This is a genomic window from Nannocystis pusilla (genome assembly GCF_020073745.1).
GTDB lineage: Bacteria > Myxococcota_A > Polyangia > Nannocystales > Nannocystaceae > Nannocystis > Nannocystis radixulma.
The window spans coordinates 99,987-115,834 of record NZ_JAIRAU010000015.1 but is presented as its reverse complement, the minus strand read 5'-3'; the positions used below and the strand labels follow the sequence as shown (position 1 = coordinate 115,834).

Annotated in this window: 15 protein-coding genes; 6 read left to right on the top strand and 9 right to left on the bottom strand. The window is 72.9% G+C overall.

Annotated features, from left to right (window positions below; translation table 11 throughout):
- Nucleotides 1-96: 96 nt before the first annotated feature.
- The 3 genes from K7C98_RS13835 to queF form a co-directional block, all read right to left on the bottom strand.
- The gene (locus K7C98_RS13835) at nt 97-423 is read right to left on the bottom strand and encodes a hypothetical protein (RefSeq protein WP_224192109.1); all 327 of its coding nucleotides are present in this window, start codon (nt 421-423) and stop codon (nt 97-99) included.
- A gap of 388 nt (nt 424-811) precedes the next feature.
- Entirely contained in the window at nt 812-2,245 is a 1,434-nt protein-coding gene (locus K7C98_RS13830) for an OmpA family protein (RefSeq protein ID WP_224192108.1), read from the bottom strand.
- Between the two features lie 43 nt (nt 2,246-2,288).
- Complete coding sequence (queF, locus tag K7C98_RS13825; protein ID WP_224192107.1) at nt 2,289-2,657, bottom strand: preQ(1) synthase; 369 nt, start codon at nt 2,655-2,657, stop codon at nt 2,289-2,291.
- Nucleotides 2,658-2,748: 91 nt separating this feature from the next.
- On the opposite strand from queF, the gene K7C98_RS13820 reads away from it, so the two are divergent.
- A complete protein-coding gene (locus tag K7C98_RS13820; RefSeq protein WP_224192106.1) occupies nt 2,749-3,456 on the top strand; it encodes a hypothetical protein in 708 nt (235 codons plus the stop codon).
- A 216-nt stretch (nt 3,457-3,672) separates the two neighbouring features.
- Here the strand turns inward: K7C98_RS13820 and K7C98_RS13815 are convergent, their stop codons facing one another.
- From K7C98_RS13815 to K7C98_RS13800, 4 genes are all read right to left on the bottom strand, one after another.
- Nucleotides 3,673-4,656 carry a hypothetical protein gene (locus tag K7C98_RS13815; RefSeq protein WP_224192105.1) on the bottom strand — a complete coding sequence of 328 codons (984 nt, stop codon included), beginning with the start codon at nt 4,654-4,656 and terminating at the stop codon, nt 3,673-3,675.
- A 138-nt stretch (nt 4,657-4,794) separates the two neighbouring features.
- Complete coding sequence (locus K7C98_RS13810) at nt 4,795-5,784, bottom strand: DUF429 domain-containing protein (protein WP_224192104.1); 990 nt, start codon at nt 5,782-5,784, stop codon at nt 4,795-4,797.
- Nucleotides 5,781-6,428 carry a UPF0158 family protein gene (locus K7C98_RS13805; RefSeq protein ID WP_224192103.1) on the bottom strand — a complete coding sequence of 216 codons (648 nt, stop codon included), beginning with the start codon at nt 6,426-6,428 and terminating at the stop codon, nt 5,781-5,783. Before K7C98_RS13805 ends, K7C98_RS13810 begins: the two co-directional genes overlap by 4 nt.
- Nucleotides 6,429-6,640: 212 nt before the next feature.
- Nucleotides 6,641-7,924, bottom strand: a complete 1,284-nt coding sequence (locus tag K7C98_RS13800) for a hypothetical protein (RefSeq protein ID WP_224192102.1) — start codon at nt 7,922-7,924, stop codon at nt 6,641-6,643.
- A gap of 151 nt (nt 7,925-8,075) precedes the next feature.
- On the opposite strand from K7C98_RS13800, the gene prfA reads away from it, so the two are divergent.
- The 3 genes from prfA to tyrS are packed head-to-tail and all read left to right on the top strand — an operon-like array spanning nt 8,076 to nt 10,776.
- Nucleotides 8,076-9,155: a peptide chain release factor 1 gene (gene prfA / locus K7C98_RS13795; RefSeq protein WP_224192101.1), complete on the top strand. Its 1,080-nt coding sequence runs from the start codon at nt 8,076-8,078 to the stop codon at nt 9,153-9,155.
- Entirely contained in the window at nt 9,152-9,499 is a 348-nt protein-coding gene (locus tag K7C98_RS13790; RefSeq protein ID WP_224192100.1) for a cell division protein ZapA, read from the top strand. Before prfA ends, K7C98_RS13790 begins: the two co-directional genes overlap by 4 nt.
- A gap of 2 nt (nt 9,500-9,501) precedes the next feature.
- Complete coding sequence (gene tyrS, locus K7C98_RS13785) at nt 9,502-10,776, top strand: tyrosine--tRNA ligase (RefSeq protein ID WP_224192099.1); 1,275 nt, start codon at nt 9,502-9,504, stop codon at nt 10,774-10,776.
- 79 nt (nt 10,777-10,855) lie between these two features.
- Here the strand turns inward: tyrS and K7C98_RS13780 are convergent, their stop codons facing one another.
- Nucleotides 10,856-11,947 carry a ribonuclease H-like domain-containing protein gene (locus K7C98_RS13780; protein WP_224192098.1) on the bottom strand — a complete coding sequence of 364 codons (1,092 nt, stop codon included), beginning with the start codon at nt 11,945-11,947 and terminating at the stop codon, nt 10,856-10,858.
- Nucleotides 11,948-12,050: 103 nt separating this feature from the next.
- Here K7C98_RS13780 and sppA point away from each other — a divergent pair, with 103 nt between their 5' ends.
- A complete protein-coding gene (sppA, locus tag K7C98_RS13775; RefSeq protein WP_224192097.1) occupies nt 12,051-13,994 on the top strand; it encodes a signal peptide peptidase SppA in 1,944 nt (647 codons plus the stop codon).
- A gap of 60 nt (nt 13,995-14,054) precedes the next feature.
- Here the strand turns inward: sppA and K7C98_RS13770 are convergent, their stop codons facing one another.
- Nucleotides 14,055-14,861: a hypothetical protein gene (locus K7C98_RS13770; RefSeq protein WP_224192096.1), complete on the bottom strand. Its 807-nt coding sequence runs from the start codon at nt 14,859-14,861 to the stop codon at nt 14,055-14,057.
- A 100-nt stretch (nt 14,862-14,961) separates the two neighbouring features.
- Between K7C98_RS13770 and K7C98_RS13765 the strand changes: the two genes are divergently transcribed.
- Complete coding sequence (locus K7C98_RS13765; protein ID WP_224192095.1) at nt 14,962-15,819, top strand: hypothetical protein; 858 nt, start codon at nt 14,962-14,964, stop codon at nt 15,817-15,819.
- Nucleotides 15,820-15,848: the final 29 nt, after the last annotated feature.

The following is a 15,848-nucleotide window of genomic DNA, read 5'->3' as shown; positions in this document are numbered from 1 at the left end:
CGGTCTCGTGCGCTCACCATGCCGAGGACGAGCCGCTTCGGGACATCCCGCCGCACCTCGTGAGGTCGAACGCGGCTGTCCCGAAGGACAGTCGCGCTAGCGCGACCTGGTCTTCTTGGCCTTGGTCGGGCCGGCGTTGCCCTTGCGGGCGGCCTTCGGCGAGGTCGTCGCGGCGCGGCGGCGGCGGGTCTCCCAGCCCTTCTTGGCCGCCTCGCTGCGGGACTTCGAGGTCGGCGCCGCGGCCGGCTTGCCGGCGCGCGCGGTCGACTTGCTCGCCGCCCGTTTGACCGCGGGCTTGCTCTTCGCCGCGGCGCTGTTCGTCCGCGCCTTCGTCTTCGTCTTCGCCTTGGCCGGAGCCGCCTTGCGTACTTTCGCGCCGGTCCGTGCCGGGGCACTCTGCTTCGTCCGCTCACTACGGGCCATGCTCTCACTCCTTCTGCGGCGCAAGTCTGGAACACGATCGTCAGCCTGCAACCACCTCGTCGATCGCCGCGGCACCTGCCGCGTGGCGCAGGTCCCAAAGGCCACCTCGGCCACCGTCGTGAATTCAGGCCGTCGCGGGCACGCTGCGTCGCGTTTCGCCGCATCGACGGCGACGCCGATCGAGCCCTGCATCACCACGTCGTCGCCGGTGACGACGAGACGAGTCGGTCGAGATGCGCCGGACCCGGCCTGTCGCCCGCCGGCGATCCAGGACGACCGCGCGCGATTCAGCCACGGCTGTCGTCGGCATGGACGCGGAGCGACGGCCGCGGATGAAGCGTCGACGGTCGCCTCGCGGCCGTGATGCCTGCGAGGACGACCTGCGAGGTCAGCCGCGGCTGCGACGGCGACGGAGCGTCAGCAGGCCTGCGAGCAGCAGGATCGTCGCGCCCGGAGTCGGCTCTGCCACCACATTGCAGCCCTTCTTGCTCGCGCCGGGCTCACCACCGACCTCCGGCGGGCCCTCGGCGGAGCCGAGGTACGGCTCGCCGCTCGAGCCGCCGCCGCTCGACGTGCCCGAGTAGTCGTCGCCGCCCGACGACGTGTCGCCGCCGCTGCTGCTGCTGCCCCCGCCGCTGCCGCCCTCGCTGGACGACGAGCCGCCGCCGGTGGGCTTCCCGTGGCGCTTGTTGTCCTCGTACTCTTTCCACTTCTCGGGGTACGGCGGCAGCTCGGCCGGGCGCGGGCGCGCGTTGGCGACCTTCTTCCACGCGCCGGGCGACGGGAACCACGGCCCCGTCGGCGGCTGGAAGCTGATGACATAGACCGCCCGGCGGTTCTTCTCCTCGTCGAAGGAGTCGGGCGTCTGGACCTTGAGGCCCTTCTCGCCCATGCCCGTGTAGTAGATCTCGGACCACACGCCCTTCTCGTGGAAGCGCTCCGCGATCGCGCGCGCGCGGCCCTCCGACAGCTTCTGGTTGTCGCCCGGCTTGCCGACGGTGTCGGTGTAGCCGGCGATGAACAGCTTGGGCACGTAGCCTGCGCCCTCGAGCGCGTTGCCGACGGCCTTCTTGGCGTTCTCGACCGACGCCAGCTTGTGCATCGCCACCGCCGCCGCCTCGTCGATCTTCCCCGCCTGCTCGCCCTTGATCACGGCCTTGCCGCTGTCGAACACGACCTCGGTGTGCGGGATCTCGATCGCCATCGGCGCCAGGATGTGCTCGCCGTACTGGCCCTGCGCGCCGTCGAAGCGGACCTTGACCAGGAACACGTCGTCGGTCGTGTCCCACTTGAGCTCGATGCGCTCGTTCGCCTTCCACCCGCCGGTGCCGGCGTCGTTGTGGATCACGTCGCCGTCGGTGTTGTAGACCTTGAACTCGTAGCCGCTGACCTCGAAGCTGGTCGTGTACGCGACCTTGTGGTCGTAGAGGATGTCGGCCGCGCTGGCCATCGCCGTGACCTTGCCGGCCGCGCTGCCGCCCCCGCCGCCGCCCCCGCCGGGCTTGCCGGCCCCGCGCGCGACCTCGAAGTTGGCGTTGGCCTCGCCCGCCGACGACACGATCGCCATCTCGTAGGCCGCGTTGTCGCCGTTCTGCGTCCAGACGATCTTGTGCTCCTTGCCGGCCTTGAGCCCCGGGATCTTCTTGCGGATCGTCTGGCGGTCGCCGCTGATCGTCACCTCCATCGCCTGCAGGTCCTCGTTGGCCCGCAGGATGACGTGGGCCTGGCCCTTCTCGTCGGTGACGCGCGAGAACTCGTAGTTGAAGGGACCGTCGAGGAGGAGAGCGATCAGGGCGCCGGCGAGGGTCGAGAGCGTGGGCATGGCAGCGAGTCCGGGCGGACGTTATCACGCCCGGGCGCCGCTTTCAGCCCGGTTGCGGGCCCCCGACGTGGCGGGCTCGCACGACCGTGTGGATCCCGCCGCGGACCAGGAAGTCGCCCTCGACCTCGAGCCATTCGGGGTCCAGGACCGAGACCAGGTCGTCGAGGATCTGGTTGGACACCGCCTCGTGGAACGCCCCGGTGTCCCGGAACGACCACAGGTACAGCTTGAGGCTCTTGAGCTCGACGCAGCGCGCCCGCGGGCGGTAGCGGATCCGGATCGTGGCGAAGTCCGGCTGGCCCGTCATCGGGCACAGGCACGTGAATTCGGGGCAATCGAAGCGAATCTCGTAGTCGCGCCCCGGACGGGGATTGGCAAACGTGGCGAGCTCTCGGGAGGGCACCGTGGACACGCGCGCAAGCTGCCATGGTCGCCCGCCCGCGGGCCAGATCTCGGGCCGTGAGCTTGAACCGCGCCGCCGTGGCCGGCATCATGCGGGACCCATGGGTGAGCATCCGCCCGGCGCCCGCCTCGCGCCCCTCGCCCGGCTGGTCGGGGCCGCCGCGCTGGCCGGGGCTGCGGCCCTGGCGTGCGAACCCGCGCCGAAGCCCGATTGCCCGGCCCCCTGCGGCCCCGGCAGCACGTGCCTCGAGGGCCAGTGCGTCGCCGACGCCCCGGTCGCCCCGCCGCCCGAGGCCGACAAGAAGAAGAAAAAGAAGCGCAAGAAAAAGCGCGCGCGCCACACCAGCAAGGCCGCCGCGCCCGCGGGCGGCGGCGCCGAGCCGGTCGCGGCCGGCGGCGACGAGGTCGAGGAGGCCGAGGTCCCCGCCGAGAAGCTGCCGCCGTTCGTCCCCGTCGACGACCGCAAGATCCCGCAGTTCTCGAAGGACAGGACCCAGACCCTCGACCTCGAGGCCGGCAGCGAGCGACCGAGCGAGCGGGTCCTCGACCAGCACTTCGCCCGGATCACCCCGAAGATCACCGACTGCGTGGTCACGGCCAGCCGCTACGGCGACGTCGGCAGCGGCCGCCTGGCCATCCAGCTGCGCCTCCTTCCGTCCGGCAAGGTCGAGAGCGTGTCGGTCAAGGCGCCCGCGAGCCTGGCGGTGTGGGGCATCGTCCCGTGCGCCCGCAAGGCCGTCTACGACCACCGCTTCCCCGGCTACGACGGCCCGAGCGTCGGCGTCGACTTCGCCGTCGACGTCGACTGACCGCCGGGACACCTCGCTCGATCGACGCCTGTCCTCATCGACATGCCCGTCGAGCCATGCCCCCTGCGACATGCCCAAAACGACCTGCCCCCGCGGACAGGCCCCCTGAACGCGCCTGGTGCTCCGAGACGAGCATATCGGGCGAACATGGGACCGACGAGCAACGCAGCCGGCGTGGCGGAGAACTGGCGAGGGCCGCGCGAAATGGCCGCGGCGCTAGAGCCCCTCGACCTTGGGCTTGACGCTCTTGCTCCGCTTCTTCGCCCCTTCGCTCTCGCCGCGCAGCCAGCTGTTGACGCTGGAGTCGAGCGCGCGGGCCTCGTCGAAGTAGCGCTCGGCGTCGGCGTCTTTGCCGGCGGCCTCGCGACACAGACCGAGGCCGGCGAGGGCCCGCGCGCGCTCGGCGGCCGGGCCGTTGCTGCTCGCCACGGCCGCGTATTCGGCCTCCGCGAGGTCACAGCGGCCCTTCTGGCGCGCCCGGTCGCCGCTCTCCAGTTGGTCGCGCACGGAGTCCTTGTCGGCGTCGACGCGCTTCTGATCGGGCACATGCAGGCCCGGCAGCGGCGCCTCCTCGACCTCGGCCTTCTTGGCCTTCATCGACGGGCGCGCCGCCTTGGGCGCGGGCCCCGGCTCCATCGCGCCCGGCACGACCGCGTCGGCCGCCGGCGCCATCGCGGCCTCGCTGTCGTCCGGCGCACCGCCGCGATCTGTCGGCGGGGACATGTCCTCGAGTTCAGCCGCCTCTTCGCTCGGCCTCGGCGGCTCGGGGGCTGCGGGCGCCGGCGCCGGTGCCGGTGCGCGGGCGGCCTCGTCGCGGATCGACGGCGCGCCCTCGTCGACCGGCCGCGCGACCCACAACAGCAGCGCGGCCGTGCCCGCCAGGGCCACGCCCGGCAGCAGGAACGAGCGACGCAACCGCTCCCACAAGCTCGGGCCCTCGACCGCCGGCACGGGCGGCGGCGCCGCGCGTCGCGCCTCGGCGAGGATGCCGTCGAGCAGACCCGGCGCGACGTCCTCCTCCGGCATCGCCTCGCGCGTCATCGCCAGGATCGCCGCGTACTCGTCGGCGCGCTGGCGCAGCGGCGCGGGCATCGCAGCGAGATCGACGGCGTGCCCGGGGTCACCCACCCACTCGAGCGCGTCCTCCAGGAGATCGAGCTCGTCGGGGGTGAAGTCGCTGCCGTGGGCCGGGTCTCGCATGCGTCGGGATCAATCAGCCGGGGGGGCCGTGAAGTCGATCGAGCCTGTCTGACTAATGTGCACCTGGCGGCGCATCGCAGGCAAGCACGGGAAGCAACGGCCCGCGGCTCGCCCAGGTCTGCGCCGAATCGTGCAGAATCACACGCGTCCGCCTCCAGGAGCCGGCGGGACCCAGATCCAACCATCTTCGAGCCAGCGATCCTCGAGCCCCTCGATCGCGGCCCTGAGGGGATCGGCGGTCACCGGCTCTGCCGACGCCGCCGAGGGCGCCGCCGGCTGTAGATCGAGCGGCCCCTGCCAGCCCTGATGCGCCCACAAGAACGCCGTGAGGGCGGCGATGACCGCGTCGAACACATGCGGGCTGCGGACCACAACCTCGGGCCAGACGAAGTCGAACGCGAGGCACGAATCGAGCGCCGTCAGCATCCGCTTGCGCAGCTCCCACGCCTGCTCGCTGTCGCTGCGCCGGTGGCGGCGCTCGACCTCGGCCCCGAACAGGCGCGTCACCGTCGCCGGCGGATGGACCTCGATCAGGTTCTCGTGCAGCCGCAGCAGCGGCGACAACACCCGCCGCAAGTACGCCGCCCGCGCGGCCAGCGGTCCCATGCCCTGCCCCAGCGACTCGCGCGGCGACAGGCCCACGTGCGTCAGCAGGACGTCGACCGCCCGCTGCGTGTACGGCGTGACCGCCGGCTTGCCCGGGTCCGAGCGCCGCGCCGCGTGCAGGGCCGGCGCGTGCCGGCGCATCCACGCCACCACCGGCACCGTGCACGCCTGTACTCCGGGACAGGCCAGCGGACAGCGGATGCACGGCGGCAACGTCAGCGGCGCGTCGATCGCCACGACGGTCTCGTCGGACGTCCAGCGCTGCAGGTACGCGACCAGCACCTCGTCGCGGAACAGCGGATCGCCGCCGCCCTCGCCGCCCTCCTCGCCGCTGCCGCGGTGCCCGTGGCGCAGCCGCGCCTCCGCCAGCCGCACCCTCGGCCTCTCGCCCCCGTCGTCGACGCGCTCGAGCCGGGCGACCGCGGTGGTCTTGCCGCGGCCGCCGCCGAGGGCCACGCCGACGAAGCGGGTGAAGCGTCGCGTCGGAGATGTCGCAAGGGACAGCTCGATCGGACGGATCACGTGGTCGGCTCGTGGTGGACCGAAGGCTGCTTGTCGAGCAGGTACTGCAAGTACGCGATCGCAGCCGGCAGCTCGATCGCGGGCAGGCGATCGATGAGGTCGCGGGCGGTCCGGCGCAGCGTCTCCGAGGGCCCCGGGGCGCGCTCGTTGGCCGGCTTCTCGAGCGGGATGTTCGGCTCCGGCGGATCCTCGGGCTTGCCCCACGGCGGATACGCGCCGAGCACGATGTCCTGATTGGCCAGCCAGCCGTCGATGTAGATGTGCAGCAGGTTCGCGCGGTACGAGAACCACCGGTCGCGCTCGACCGGATAGGACAGCAGCACGTCCTTGAAGCGGCGGAACGCCCCCTTGCCGTCTATCGCCAGCGTCAGCCGCTCGCGCAGCGCGGGATCTTCCACCGAGGCGACGAAGCGCTCCATCCAGCGGTACTGTTCGCGCGACGACGCCGGGTCGAGGTGGATGAAGCGCCCGGTCGTGCGCGCGATCTGCTGCCGCTTCTCCTCGTCCTCGGGCCGGGTGTCGTTGATCGTGACCACCTGCCCGTTCTGCAGATCGAGGTAGGCGTGGTGGTCGGGGGCGTTGTGCTCAAAGGAGGTCTCAAGGGCCGACCAGTCGGGGATCGGCGCGTCGGGGGAAACTCGCATGGCTAAGTCGCTTCCGCTCTAGGGGGGGTGATGGTTCGGTGCGCATTCCCGTGACCGGCCCGAAGTCCGCGGTGGTCAAGCGCAGACGTAATTGCAGCCGCACGGCGAGGGGCGCCGGTCTGGGTCACCAGCGCGCCTCGGCCAGGATAGTCCGGCGCGCCCGGCCCCGGCAACCATGTCGCGGCGGCGCCCGCGGCCGGGCGCCCGGCGGCCTACTCCGCCTCGCTCGCCCCGGCCACGCGCGGCCCGGCGAGCTCGAGCAGACGCTCGCGGAGGGTCTGCAACTCGCCCCCCAGGTCCTCGCCGGCCCGCTGCGCCAGCTCCTGGACCGTCGCCGCGCAGGCGTGGAGGGCCGCCAGACGGGCCTGCGCCGCCGCCAGCGAGCGCTCCAGCTCGTCCACCGGCCGCGCCGTGACCCGCCGCAGCTCCCCCTGCAGCTGCTCGAGCTCCCAGCGCGTGCTCTGCAGCGCCGCCGCCGCCGCGTCGATCCGCCGCGGCCCCTCCTCGTCGACCTCGCTGGGCTTCGCCGCCGCGCTCGGCGCTCGCCCCGCCAGCTGGTCCTCGAGCGCGTCGATGCGCGCCTGGGCCGCGTCGAGCTGCTCCACCAGCGATTGCCGGGCGATGCTCGCCAGCTCGAGCTGGCGCCGCGCCTGCGCCACCTGCCCGCGCAGCGCCTCGCCCTCCTCTTCGCGGGCCCGCTCCGGCCGCGGCCGCTCGGGTCGCGCCGGGCTCGCCGGCGCCTCCGCGGGCGGCGCCGGCGGCAGCTCGAGCAGCGTCACCCCGCGCGGCACGTCGCGCGCGCCGACCACCGCGATCAGGCACTCGAAGCCCATGTCCTCGCCGAGGCTGTTGTCGAAGGCCAGCGGCACCGGCCCGCGCTCCTCGGCCTCGTCGTCCTCGGTCTCGTCGCTCGTCACCTCGCCGCAGTCGACCACGCTGGCCGCGCGGGTCAGCGCCAGCGCGTAGATCCGCGCCCGCGGGAAGTGCTGCGTCACCAGGTCCTGGAACAGCTCGAGCTCGAGGCCGCCGGCGGCCTCGCCCGGGGCGCTCACCACCACCACGCGGCCGGCCTCGGCGCCCTCCGCGAGGGCCGTCAGCAGGCGGAACGCCCGCGTCTCGAGCCGGTTCTCGAGGCGGCTCTGGGCCCGCGCCGCGAACCGCGACAGGTGGCTGGCGTCGACGAAGTGGCGCGCCAGATCGACGATCGCCACCTGCCACGGCGCCTCCGCCAGCAGCTCCTCGAACACGTCGAACTCGGCCACGCGCGGCCCGGTGCGCCCGCGTCCGGTGCCTGGCCGGGCCTCGTGCGCCAGCAGCCACGCCTGATTGCCGCCGCCCGGGAGCAGTTCGGCGAGCAGCGCCGCGAACGGGGCCGGCAGCGTCTTCGCCCCGCGCAGCGCCGCCTCGAGCGCGGGGTCGGCGAGCACGCGGCTGCGACCCGCCCACAGCTCGCGGAGAAAGCCGTAGCGGGCGGCCCAGCGGTCGGCGTGGAGCATGGCGCGCCCACGGATAGCGCGCGCCCCGGGCGGGAGGCAAGGCTCCTCGGGGCGGCGCGTGCGGTCCGGCCCGCGACCTCGTTTTGGCGCCCGCCGCGGCGCCGCGGCCCTTGAGCGCCCCCGGCCCTGGTGCTAGCGTCGCGCGCTCGCCATGGACCCTGTGCTGCGCGCCAAGCTCGAGAGCATCGCCGAGCGTCACGAAGAGCTGGGCGTCATGCTCTGCGCCCCCGAGATCGCGCAGGACAAGACCCGGCTGCTGGCCCTCTCGCGCGAACACGCCGAGATCGCCCCCATCGCCGCCGCCGTCGCCCGCTACCGCGACCTCGAGGTCCGCACCCGCGACGCCGAGGAGCTGCTCGCCGATCCTGACCTCCGGGACATGGCCGAAAGCGACCTGCGCGAACTCAAGCAGCAGCGCGGCGAGCTCGAGGCCGAGCTGCAGAAGCTGCTCCTCCCCAAGGATCCCAACGACAGTCGCGACGTCGTGCTCGAGATCCGGGCCGGCACCGGCGGCGAGGAGGCCGCGCTGTTCGCCGCCGACCTGTGGCGCATGTACACCCGCTTCGCCGAGCGGCAGCGGTGGACCGTCGAGCCGCTCAACATCAGCGAGGCCGGCGCCGGCGGCTTCCGCGAGATCTCGGCCATGATCCACGGCCGCGACGTCTACGCCCTCCTCAAGTTCGAGAGCGGCGTGCACCGGGTCCAGCGCGTCCCGGCCACCGAGGCCCAGGGCCGGATCCACACCTCCACCGCCACCGTCGCCATCATGCCGGAGGCCGAGGACGTCGACATCCAGATCAACCCCAAGGACCTCGAGGTGCAGTTCATGCGCGCCTCCGGGGCCGGCGGCCAGAGCGTCAACACCACCGACTCCGCCGTCCGGATCACGCACATCCCGACCGGCCTCGCGGTCCACTGCATGCAGGAGAAGTCGCAGACCAAGAACCGCGAGCTGGCGATGAAGCTCCTGCGCGCGCGCCTGCTCGACCGCGAGATCCAGCGCGTCCAGGCCGAGCGGGCCGCCCATCGCCGCAGCCAGGTCGGCACCGGCGATCGCAGCGAGAAGATCCGCACCTACAACTTCCCGCAGGACCGCGTCAGCGATCACCGGATCGGCCTCACGCGCCACGCCATCGGCGACTTCATGGACGGCGGCATCGACGACGTGATCGCCGCCCTGCGCGCCAGCGACGAGGCCGACCGCCTGGCCGAGGCTCAGGGTCAGCCATGAAGCGCTCCGTCCAGGTCGAGATCGCCGGGCAGACGCTCACGATCCGCAGCGACGAGGGGCCCGACTACGTCCAGCAGCTGGCCGAGTTCGTCGACGGTCACCTGCAGCTGCTCGGCGGCAACAACAAGCGGATCAACAGCGCCGCCAACGCCCAGCGGATCGCCCTGCTCGTCGCCATGCAGATCGCCGACGAGCTGTTCCGCGAGAAGGACCTGCACCAGCGGTTCCGCCGCAAGGTCCACGAGCGCCTGCTCGGCCTGCGGCTCGCCCTCGATCAGCACGAGCAGCGGCTGGCCGCCAGCGAGGCCGCCGCCGACAACCTCGACGAACCACCGAGCGCCTGACCATGAACGCCACCCCGCCGCAGCCGCCCCGCTCCGCCGCCCTCCAGCGCATGCTCGAGCGCGGCTACTTCGAACAGGCCAGCGACTTCGCGGCCATCGACGCCGCGCTCGACGGCGGCATGGTCACCTTCTACGTCGGCTACGATCCGACCGCCGCCTCGCTGCACGTCGGCCACCTGGTCCAGATCATGGGCATGCGCACGCTGCAGCGCGCCGGTCACAAGCCGATCATCATCGTCGGCGGCGGCACCGGCATGATCGGCGACCCCTCGGGCAAGATGGAGGCGCGCAAGCTGCTGACGAGCGAGGACGTCGCCGCCAACGCCGCCGCGATCCGCGAGCAGCTCGGCCGCTTCCTCCACTTCGACGCCGGCGAGCCCAACGACGCCGTCATGCTCGACAACGCCGACTGGCTGCTCGAGCTCAAGTACATCGAGTTCTTGCGCGACGTCGGCCGCCACTTCACCGTCAACCGCATGATCGCGGTCAAGACCTACCGCGACCGCCTCGACGCCGAGATCCCGCTCAGCTTCCTCGAGTTCAACTACCAGCTGCTGCAGTCCTACGACTTCCTGCACCTGTTCCGCCACCACGGCTGCACCCTGCAGTTCGGCGGCTCCGACCAGTGGGGCAACATGGTCGCGGGCGTCGAGCTGATCCGGCGCATGACCCCCGAGGGCCAGCCCAACGCCGCCTACTGCCTGACCTTGCCGCTGCTGCTCACCAACGACGGCCGGAAGATGGGCAAGACCGAGCGCGGCGCGGTGTGGCTCGACCCGCAGCGGCTCAGCCCGTTCGAGTACTACCAGTTCTGGATCGGCTGCGACGACCGCGACGTCGCCAAGCTGCTCCGGACCTTCACCGACGTGCCCGCCGCCGAGATCGAGGCCCTCACCGCCGAGGGCGGCGCGGCCCTCAACGCCGCCAAGGCCCGCCTCGCCTACGAGGCCACCGCCCTGCTGCACGGCCCCGAGGAGGCCGAGCGGTCGAAGCGGGCCAGCGAGCAGGCCTTCGGCAGCAGCGACGACTGGAGCGCCGTGCCGCTCGTGACCGTCCCGGGCCCCGAGATCCGCCTCGTCGACCTCGTCACCCACCCCGAGATCGAGGCCTTCAAGTCCAAGCGCGAGGCCCGCGAGCGGATCGCCGCCGGCGCCGTCAAGCTCAACGGCGAGCCCGTCACCGACCCCGCCCACCTCGTCACCGCGGCGGAGATCGGCGAGCAGGGCCTGCGCCTGCAGTCGGGCAAGAAGTGCCGCTTCCGCATCGCCCTCGGGTGAGCTGTCCCCGGGGGCATGCCCGATCGGGCATGCGTGGACGGACATGTCTGCATGGACCTGCCCGGCAGGACATGCGCCGCTACCAGTCCTCGCGGAAGCGCAGCACCGTGTCGCGCACGCGCTGGTACACGCTGGCGGTCGCGCGCACGTCGCCGCGGTTGTACGTGGCGATCGCCCCGAGCTCGCCGCGCGCGTAGGCCGGGGCGACGTCGGCCCCGCTCATCGCGTCCTTCGGGCTCTCGACCCCGAGCGCCCAGCAGACCGCGTCGAGCGAGGCCGGGCCGACCGAGCGCCCGGTCGCGACCATGCGGTAGAGGTCGAGGTGCGGCCGCACGTTGTACGGGCTGCCGAGCAGGTCGACCCGCGCCGGCACCTCGTGCACGAGGCTGCGCCCGAGCAGGAACGGCACGTCGAAGTTGCGCCCGTTGTAGCTGACGACCACCTCGGCCTGGGCCGCCAGCAGCCAGAACGCCTGCAGCAGCTCGCGCTCGCTGACCAGCTGCAGCCACGGCGGCACCTCGCCGACCACCCGCCGCGGGTCGCCGCCCGGCGGCACCCCCAGCGCCCAGCACTCGCTGTCGAGGTCGTCGCCCTCCATGAACGCCAGCGACACCACCTGCCCGAACAGCGGCGACAGGCTCATCACCAGCTCCGGCTCGCAGCCCTCGCGCGTCGCGTGGCGGCGGATCGCCTCGACCACGCTGCCCGGCATCGTCGCCGGGTCGTGCGCCGGCGCGGTCTCGAGGTCGAACACCAGCGTGCGGCACAGCTTGCCCGCGACCCGCTCGAAGCCCTCGCCGAACACCCGCGCCGGCGCGTAGCCGTCGTCGTCGTCGAGCGCGCAGCGGAGCTTGCGGACGTTGAGCTGGAGCGCCCCCTGGTACTGCTCGACGCGGAACAGCAGCTTGACCGCCTGCCCGCGCCGCGCCGCCTTGACCGCCTCCATCGCGTCGGGCGCGTCGTCCCAGACCTTGGCCGCGATCGTGCGCGCGGCGTCGCTCACCACCAGATCGAAGTACGGCCGGCCCTGGCGCGTGCGGCCCTCCTGCACCCGCATGAGGCTCGCATAGGCCACACACAGCCGGTTCGGATCGGGCACCAGCCCCGCCAGGTCGGCCAGGAGTTCGGGCCCGGAGGGCCGCGGAGCGAGCTCGGACGCGGGGCTTTGCATGGACGAGTGCCGGGAGGATACTTGCGCGGAAGCGACCCGCCCAGCCGTCCGTTCGCGACACCCCGCGCGTCCGCAGTGGGTCCACATCGCCCGGAGGAACCCCTTGCGCGTCACGCGAGCCACCACCGCCCTGCTCAGCCTCGCCACCCTGTGCGCCACCGCCTGTCGCGGCGACCGCGATCACACCCCACCCCCGCCCGAGACCGCAGCCAAGCCCGACGTCGCGTCCGCGCCGGCTCCGACCCCGCCTGCCGCCGCCGGCGCGCTCGGCAACCTCGGCCCGCTGGGCAGCATGCTCGCCGACAAGCTCGACGCCCCCGGCCCCTACGACCCGCCGCGGCAGTCGAAGGACTTCGACGCCGGCAAGCCGCACTGGCTCACCCTCGACCTCGGCGGCGAGATCGGCGAGCTCGCGCCCATGTCGCTGTTCGGCGGCGGCGCCCTGATCGAGCTGCACGCCCTGCTCCAGCGCCTCGATCGCCTGGCCGCCGACGCCAACGTCCAGGGCCTGCTCGTCCGCTTCACCGACGTCGGCCTCGACATGGCCACCGCCGAGGAGGTCCGCGGCGCCTTCCACAAGTTCAAGGACGGCGGCCGGCGCAAGCTCGTCTGCCACGCCGACACCCCGACCAACGCCGTCTACTACCTCATGACCGCCTGCGACAGCGTCGGCGTCCAGCCGGTCGGCGAGGTCATGATCCCCGGCCCCATGGCCATGCCGCTGCACCTGCGCGGCCTCCTCGACAAGCTCGGCGTCGTCCCCGACTTCGTCCACGTCGGCGCGTTCAAGGGCGCCGCCGAGCCGCTCACGCGCACCGAGCCGTCCAAGGAGATGCGCGAGACGCTGACCGCCGTGGTCGACCAGGCCTACCTGACCCTGCAGACAGGTATCGCCGCCGGTCGCAACATGACCCCGGAGACAGCCGCCCAGCGCATCGACGAGGCCCTGTTCACCAGCGAGGGCGCGCTCGCGGCCGGCCTCGTCGACAGCGTCGCCACCTACGAAGACTTCCGCGCCCAGCACACCGGCGGCGTCCCGTGGAAGCAGGTCAAGCTCAAGGACAGCCCGCGCGGCGGCGGCTTCGACATGGAGAAGCTGCAGGCCTTCCTCGGCCTCGTCCCGCCCAAGCGGCCGACGGAGCCGCACATCGCCCTCGTCTACGCGCTCGGCACCATCATCGACGGCCGCGGCCAGGGCACCCTCGGCGCGCGCCAGCAGATCGCCGGCCGCACCCTCGCCGCCGCGATCGACAACCTCACCGACGACGCCAACGTCGCCGCGATCCTCCTGCGCGTCGACTCGGGCGGCGGCAGCGCGATGGCCTCGGAGCAGATCTGGCGCGCGCTCCAGCGGGCCAAGGAGAAGAAGCCGATCATCGTCTCGATGGGCGGCGTGGCCGCCTCGGGCGGCTACTACATCTCGTGCGGCGCGACCAAGATCTTCGCCCTCGCCAACACCCTCACCGGCTCGATCGGCGTGGTCGGCGGCAAGATCGCCGTCGAGGGCATGCTCGAGAAGGTCGGGATCCGGACCTTCCCGATCGGCAAGGGCAAGCGGGCCGCGATGTGGTCCGGCATGACCCCGTGGACCGAGAGCGAGCGGGCCACCGTGCTGGCGACCATGGAGGAGATCTACCAGGTGTTCCTCGGCCGCGTCGCCAGCGGCCGCGGCAAGTCGCCGGAGGAGATCCACACGATCGCCCAGGGTCGCGTGTGGACCGGCGCGGCCGCCAAGGAGCGCGGCCTCGTCGACGAGCTCGGCGGCCTCACCGAGGCGCTCGCCGAGGCCCGCAAGCTCACCGGCGTGTCCGCCGAGGTCCCGCTCGAGGTCTACCCGCCCGAGCCCACGATCAAGGACATCATCGAGGGCTTCGACACCGGCCCCAGCCTGATCCGCGCCGCCGCCGAGCAGCAGCTCGTGCCCGGCCTCGGCGCCGCGCTCGGGCCCGCCGGCCTCGCGGCCGTCCACCGCGTGCTCGCCCAGCTCGACGGCCTGCGCGAGCAGCCGATCCAGACCGCGCTGATCTGGCCGGTCCTCACGCGCTGATCGGACATGTCCGTGCGGGCATGTCCGATCGGACATGTCCGCGGGAGCATGCCCACTCGGTCAGCCGTCACCGGCGTCGATGACCTCGCCCTCGCCGGAGATGTCGAACAGGCGGTCGCGGCGGCCGCCGTTCGCGCGCACGCGCGCCGCGCCGGCCTCGTGGATGAAGTCGAGCACGATCGTGTGGTTGAACGGCGTGTCGACGGCGGCCAGCCCGGCGTGCGGCATGAACTCCGCCGGCGCGAGCATCAGCCCGGCGAGGTCGGCCTCCCAGCTGCCCATCAGCGTCTGCCAGCGGCGCCAGCCCTCGACCTTGCGCGCGTCGTCGACGGGCGACAGCAGGCGGTCGGACTGGACCTCGACCTGGCGCTCGGTGACCGTGTCGACGCGGATCTCCGTCACCAGCCGCTGGCTGCCGTCGGCCGCCCACGTCAGCTGCGAGAAGCCGTCGAGCAGCGTCGAGTCGCCGCGCAGCGGCTCGTAGTACACCGAGGCGAGCAGCCCCTGCCCGTCCGGCCGGGTGTAGACGACCCGCATCGTCCCGCTGAAGCCGATCCCGGCGAACGGGCACGGCGTGTCCTTGTTGCCGAACCAGATCCGCAGGGCCACCGCGCCCGGGCGCTCGACCACCGCGCACGGCACCGAGGTCGCCGCGCCCGCCACGACCGCGTCGGCGATCGCCGTCAGGCTCTCGTCCGGATCGACCGTGCCGACCAGCGCGACGATCGCGTCCTCGATCGCCATCGCGCGGCCCTGGTCGACCACCTCGACCACCGTCTGGCGCATCTCCACCGTGCTCGCCGGCTCGGGCGTGCACGCGAGCGGCGCGGCCGAGGCGGACAGAGCGAGCGCGACGCGGAGGCGCACCGCCCGATCTTGCCCGCGGCGGCGCGTCCCGGCAAGTTCACCGGCGGGCGTGCGCGCGCCGATTGCCTCGCCCGGCCGGCCCTGCAACAGTAGCCCGGCCATGGCTCCACGCGTCCTCGCCCTGCTCGCCGCGCTCGCGCTCCTGTCCGCCCCGGCGAGCGCGTCCGCGGCCCGGAGCGCCCAGGCGCCGCCGAACCCGCACACGAGCAGCAGCGGCAGCGCCGAGCTGGCGCCGATGCCCCAGCCCGCGCCGATCCAGGCCACTCCGCCCGATCTGACGCAGCCGGCCAGCGTCCCGGCCTGGCAGCCGCCGGCCCCGACCAGCGTCGCCGGCCCGGCCGGGCCGGCCGTCACCGGTCCTTCGGGACCTGCTCCTGCGACCATGTCCTCAAAGCCAGCCGCCCAATCCGGCCCCAAACGCGGGCCGCTGTGGACCGAGGGCAAGCCGCTGATCGGCCGCGATTCGAAGGTGGGCGCCTACATCGCCCCCACCTTCAAGCTCACCGGCTTCGGACGGTCGCCCGGACTGATGCTCGGCGCCGACTTCGCCGTCATCGTCAACGAGCGCTTCATGTTCGGCGCCGCCGGCAGCGCGCTCGCCACTCCGTTGCCGGCGCAGCGGTCGGACGGCCGCACCTTCAACATGCGGACCCAGTACGCCGGCGTCACGCTCGCGGTCGCGTTGCTGCAGGTCCGTTTCTTTTCGCTCCAAGTCGGCGCCCTGATCGGCGGCGGCCGTGTCTGCCTCAACGACGAGCGGCTCGACCGCTGCGTCAATCGAGCCGCGATGTTCGTCGCCGAGCCCGAGCTCGGGATGTCGTTCGCGCTGACTCGCGTGCTGCGACTGGTGCTCTCGGGCGGCTACCGCTTCGCCGTGGCCCAGCCGTGGAGCGGCCCCAGCGACCGGATCCTCGGCGGCCTCACCGGCACGCTCGCGTTGCGCCTCGGCAAGTTCTGACATCTGCCAGTGGAGCCACGTCGGTGAAC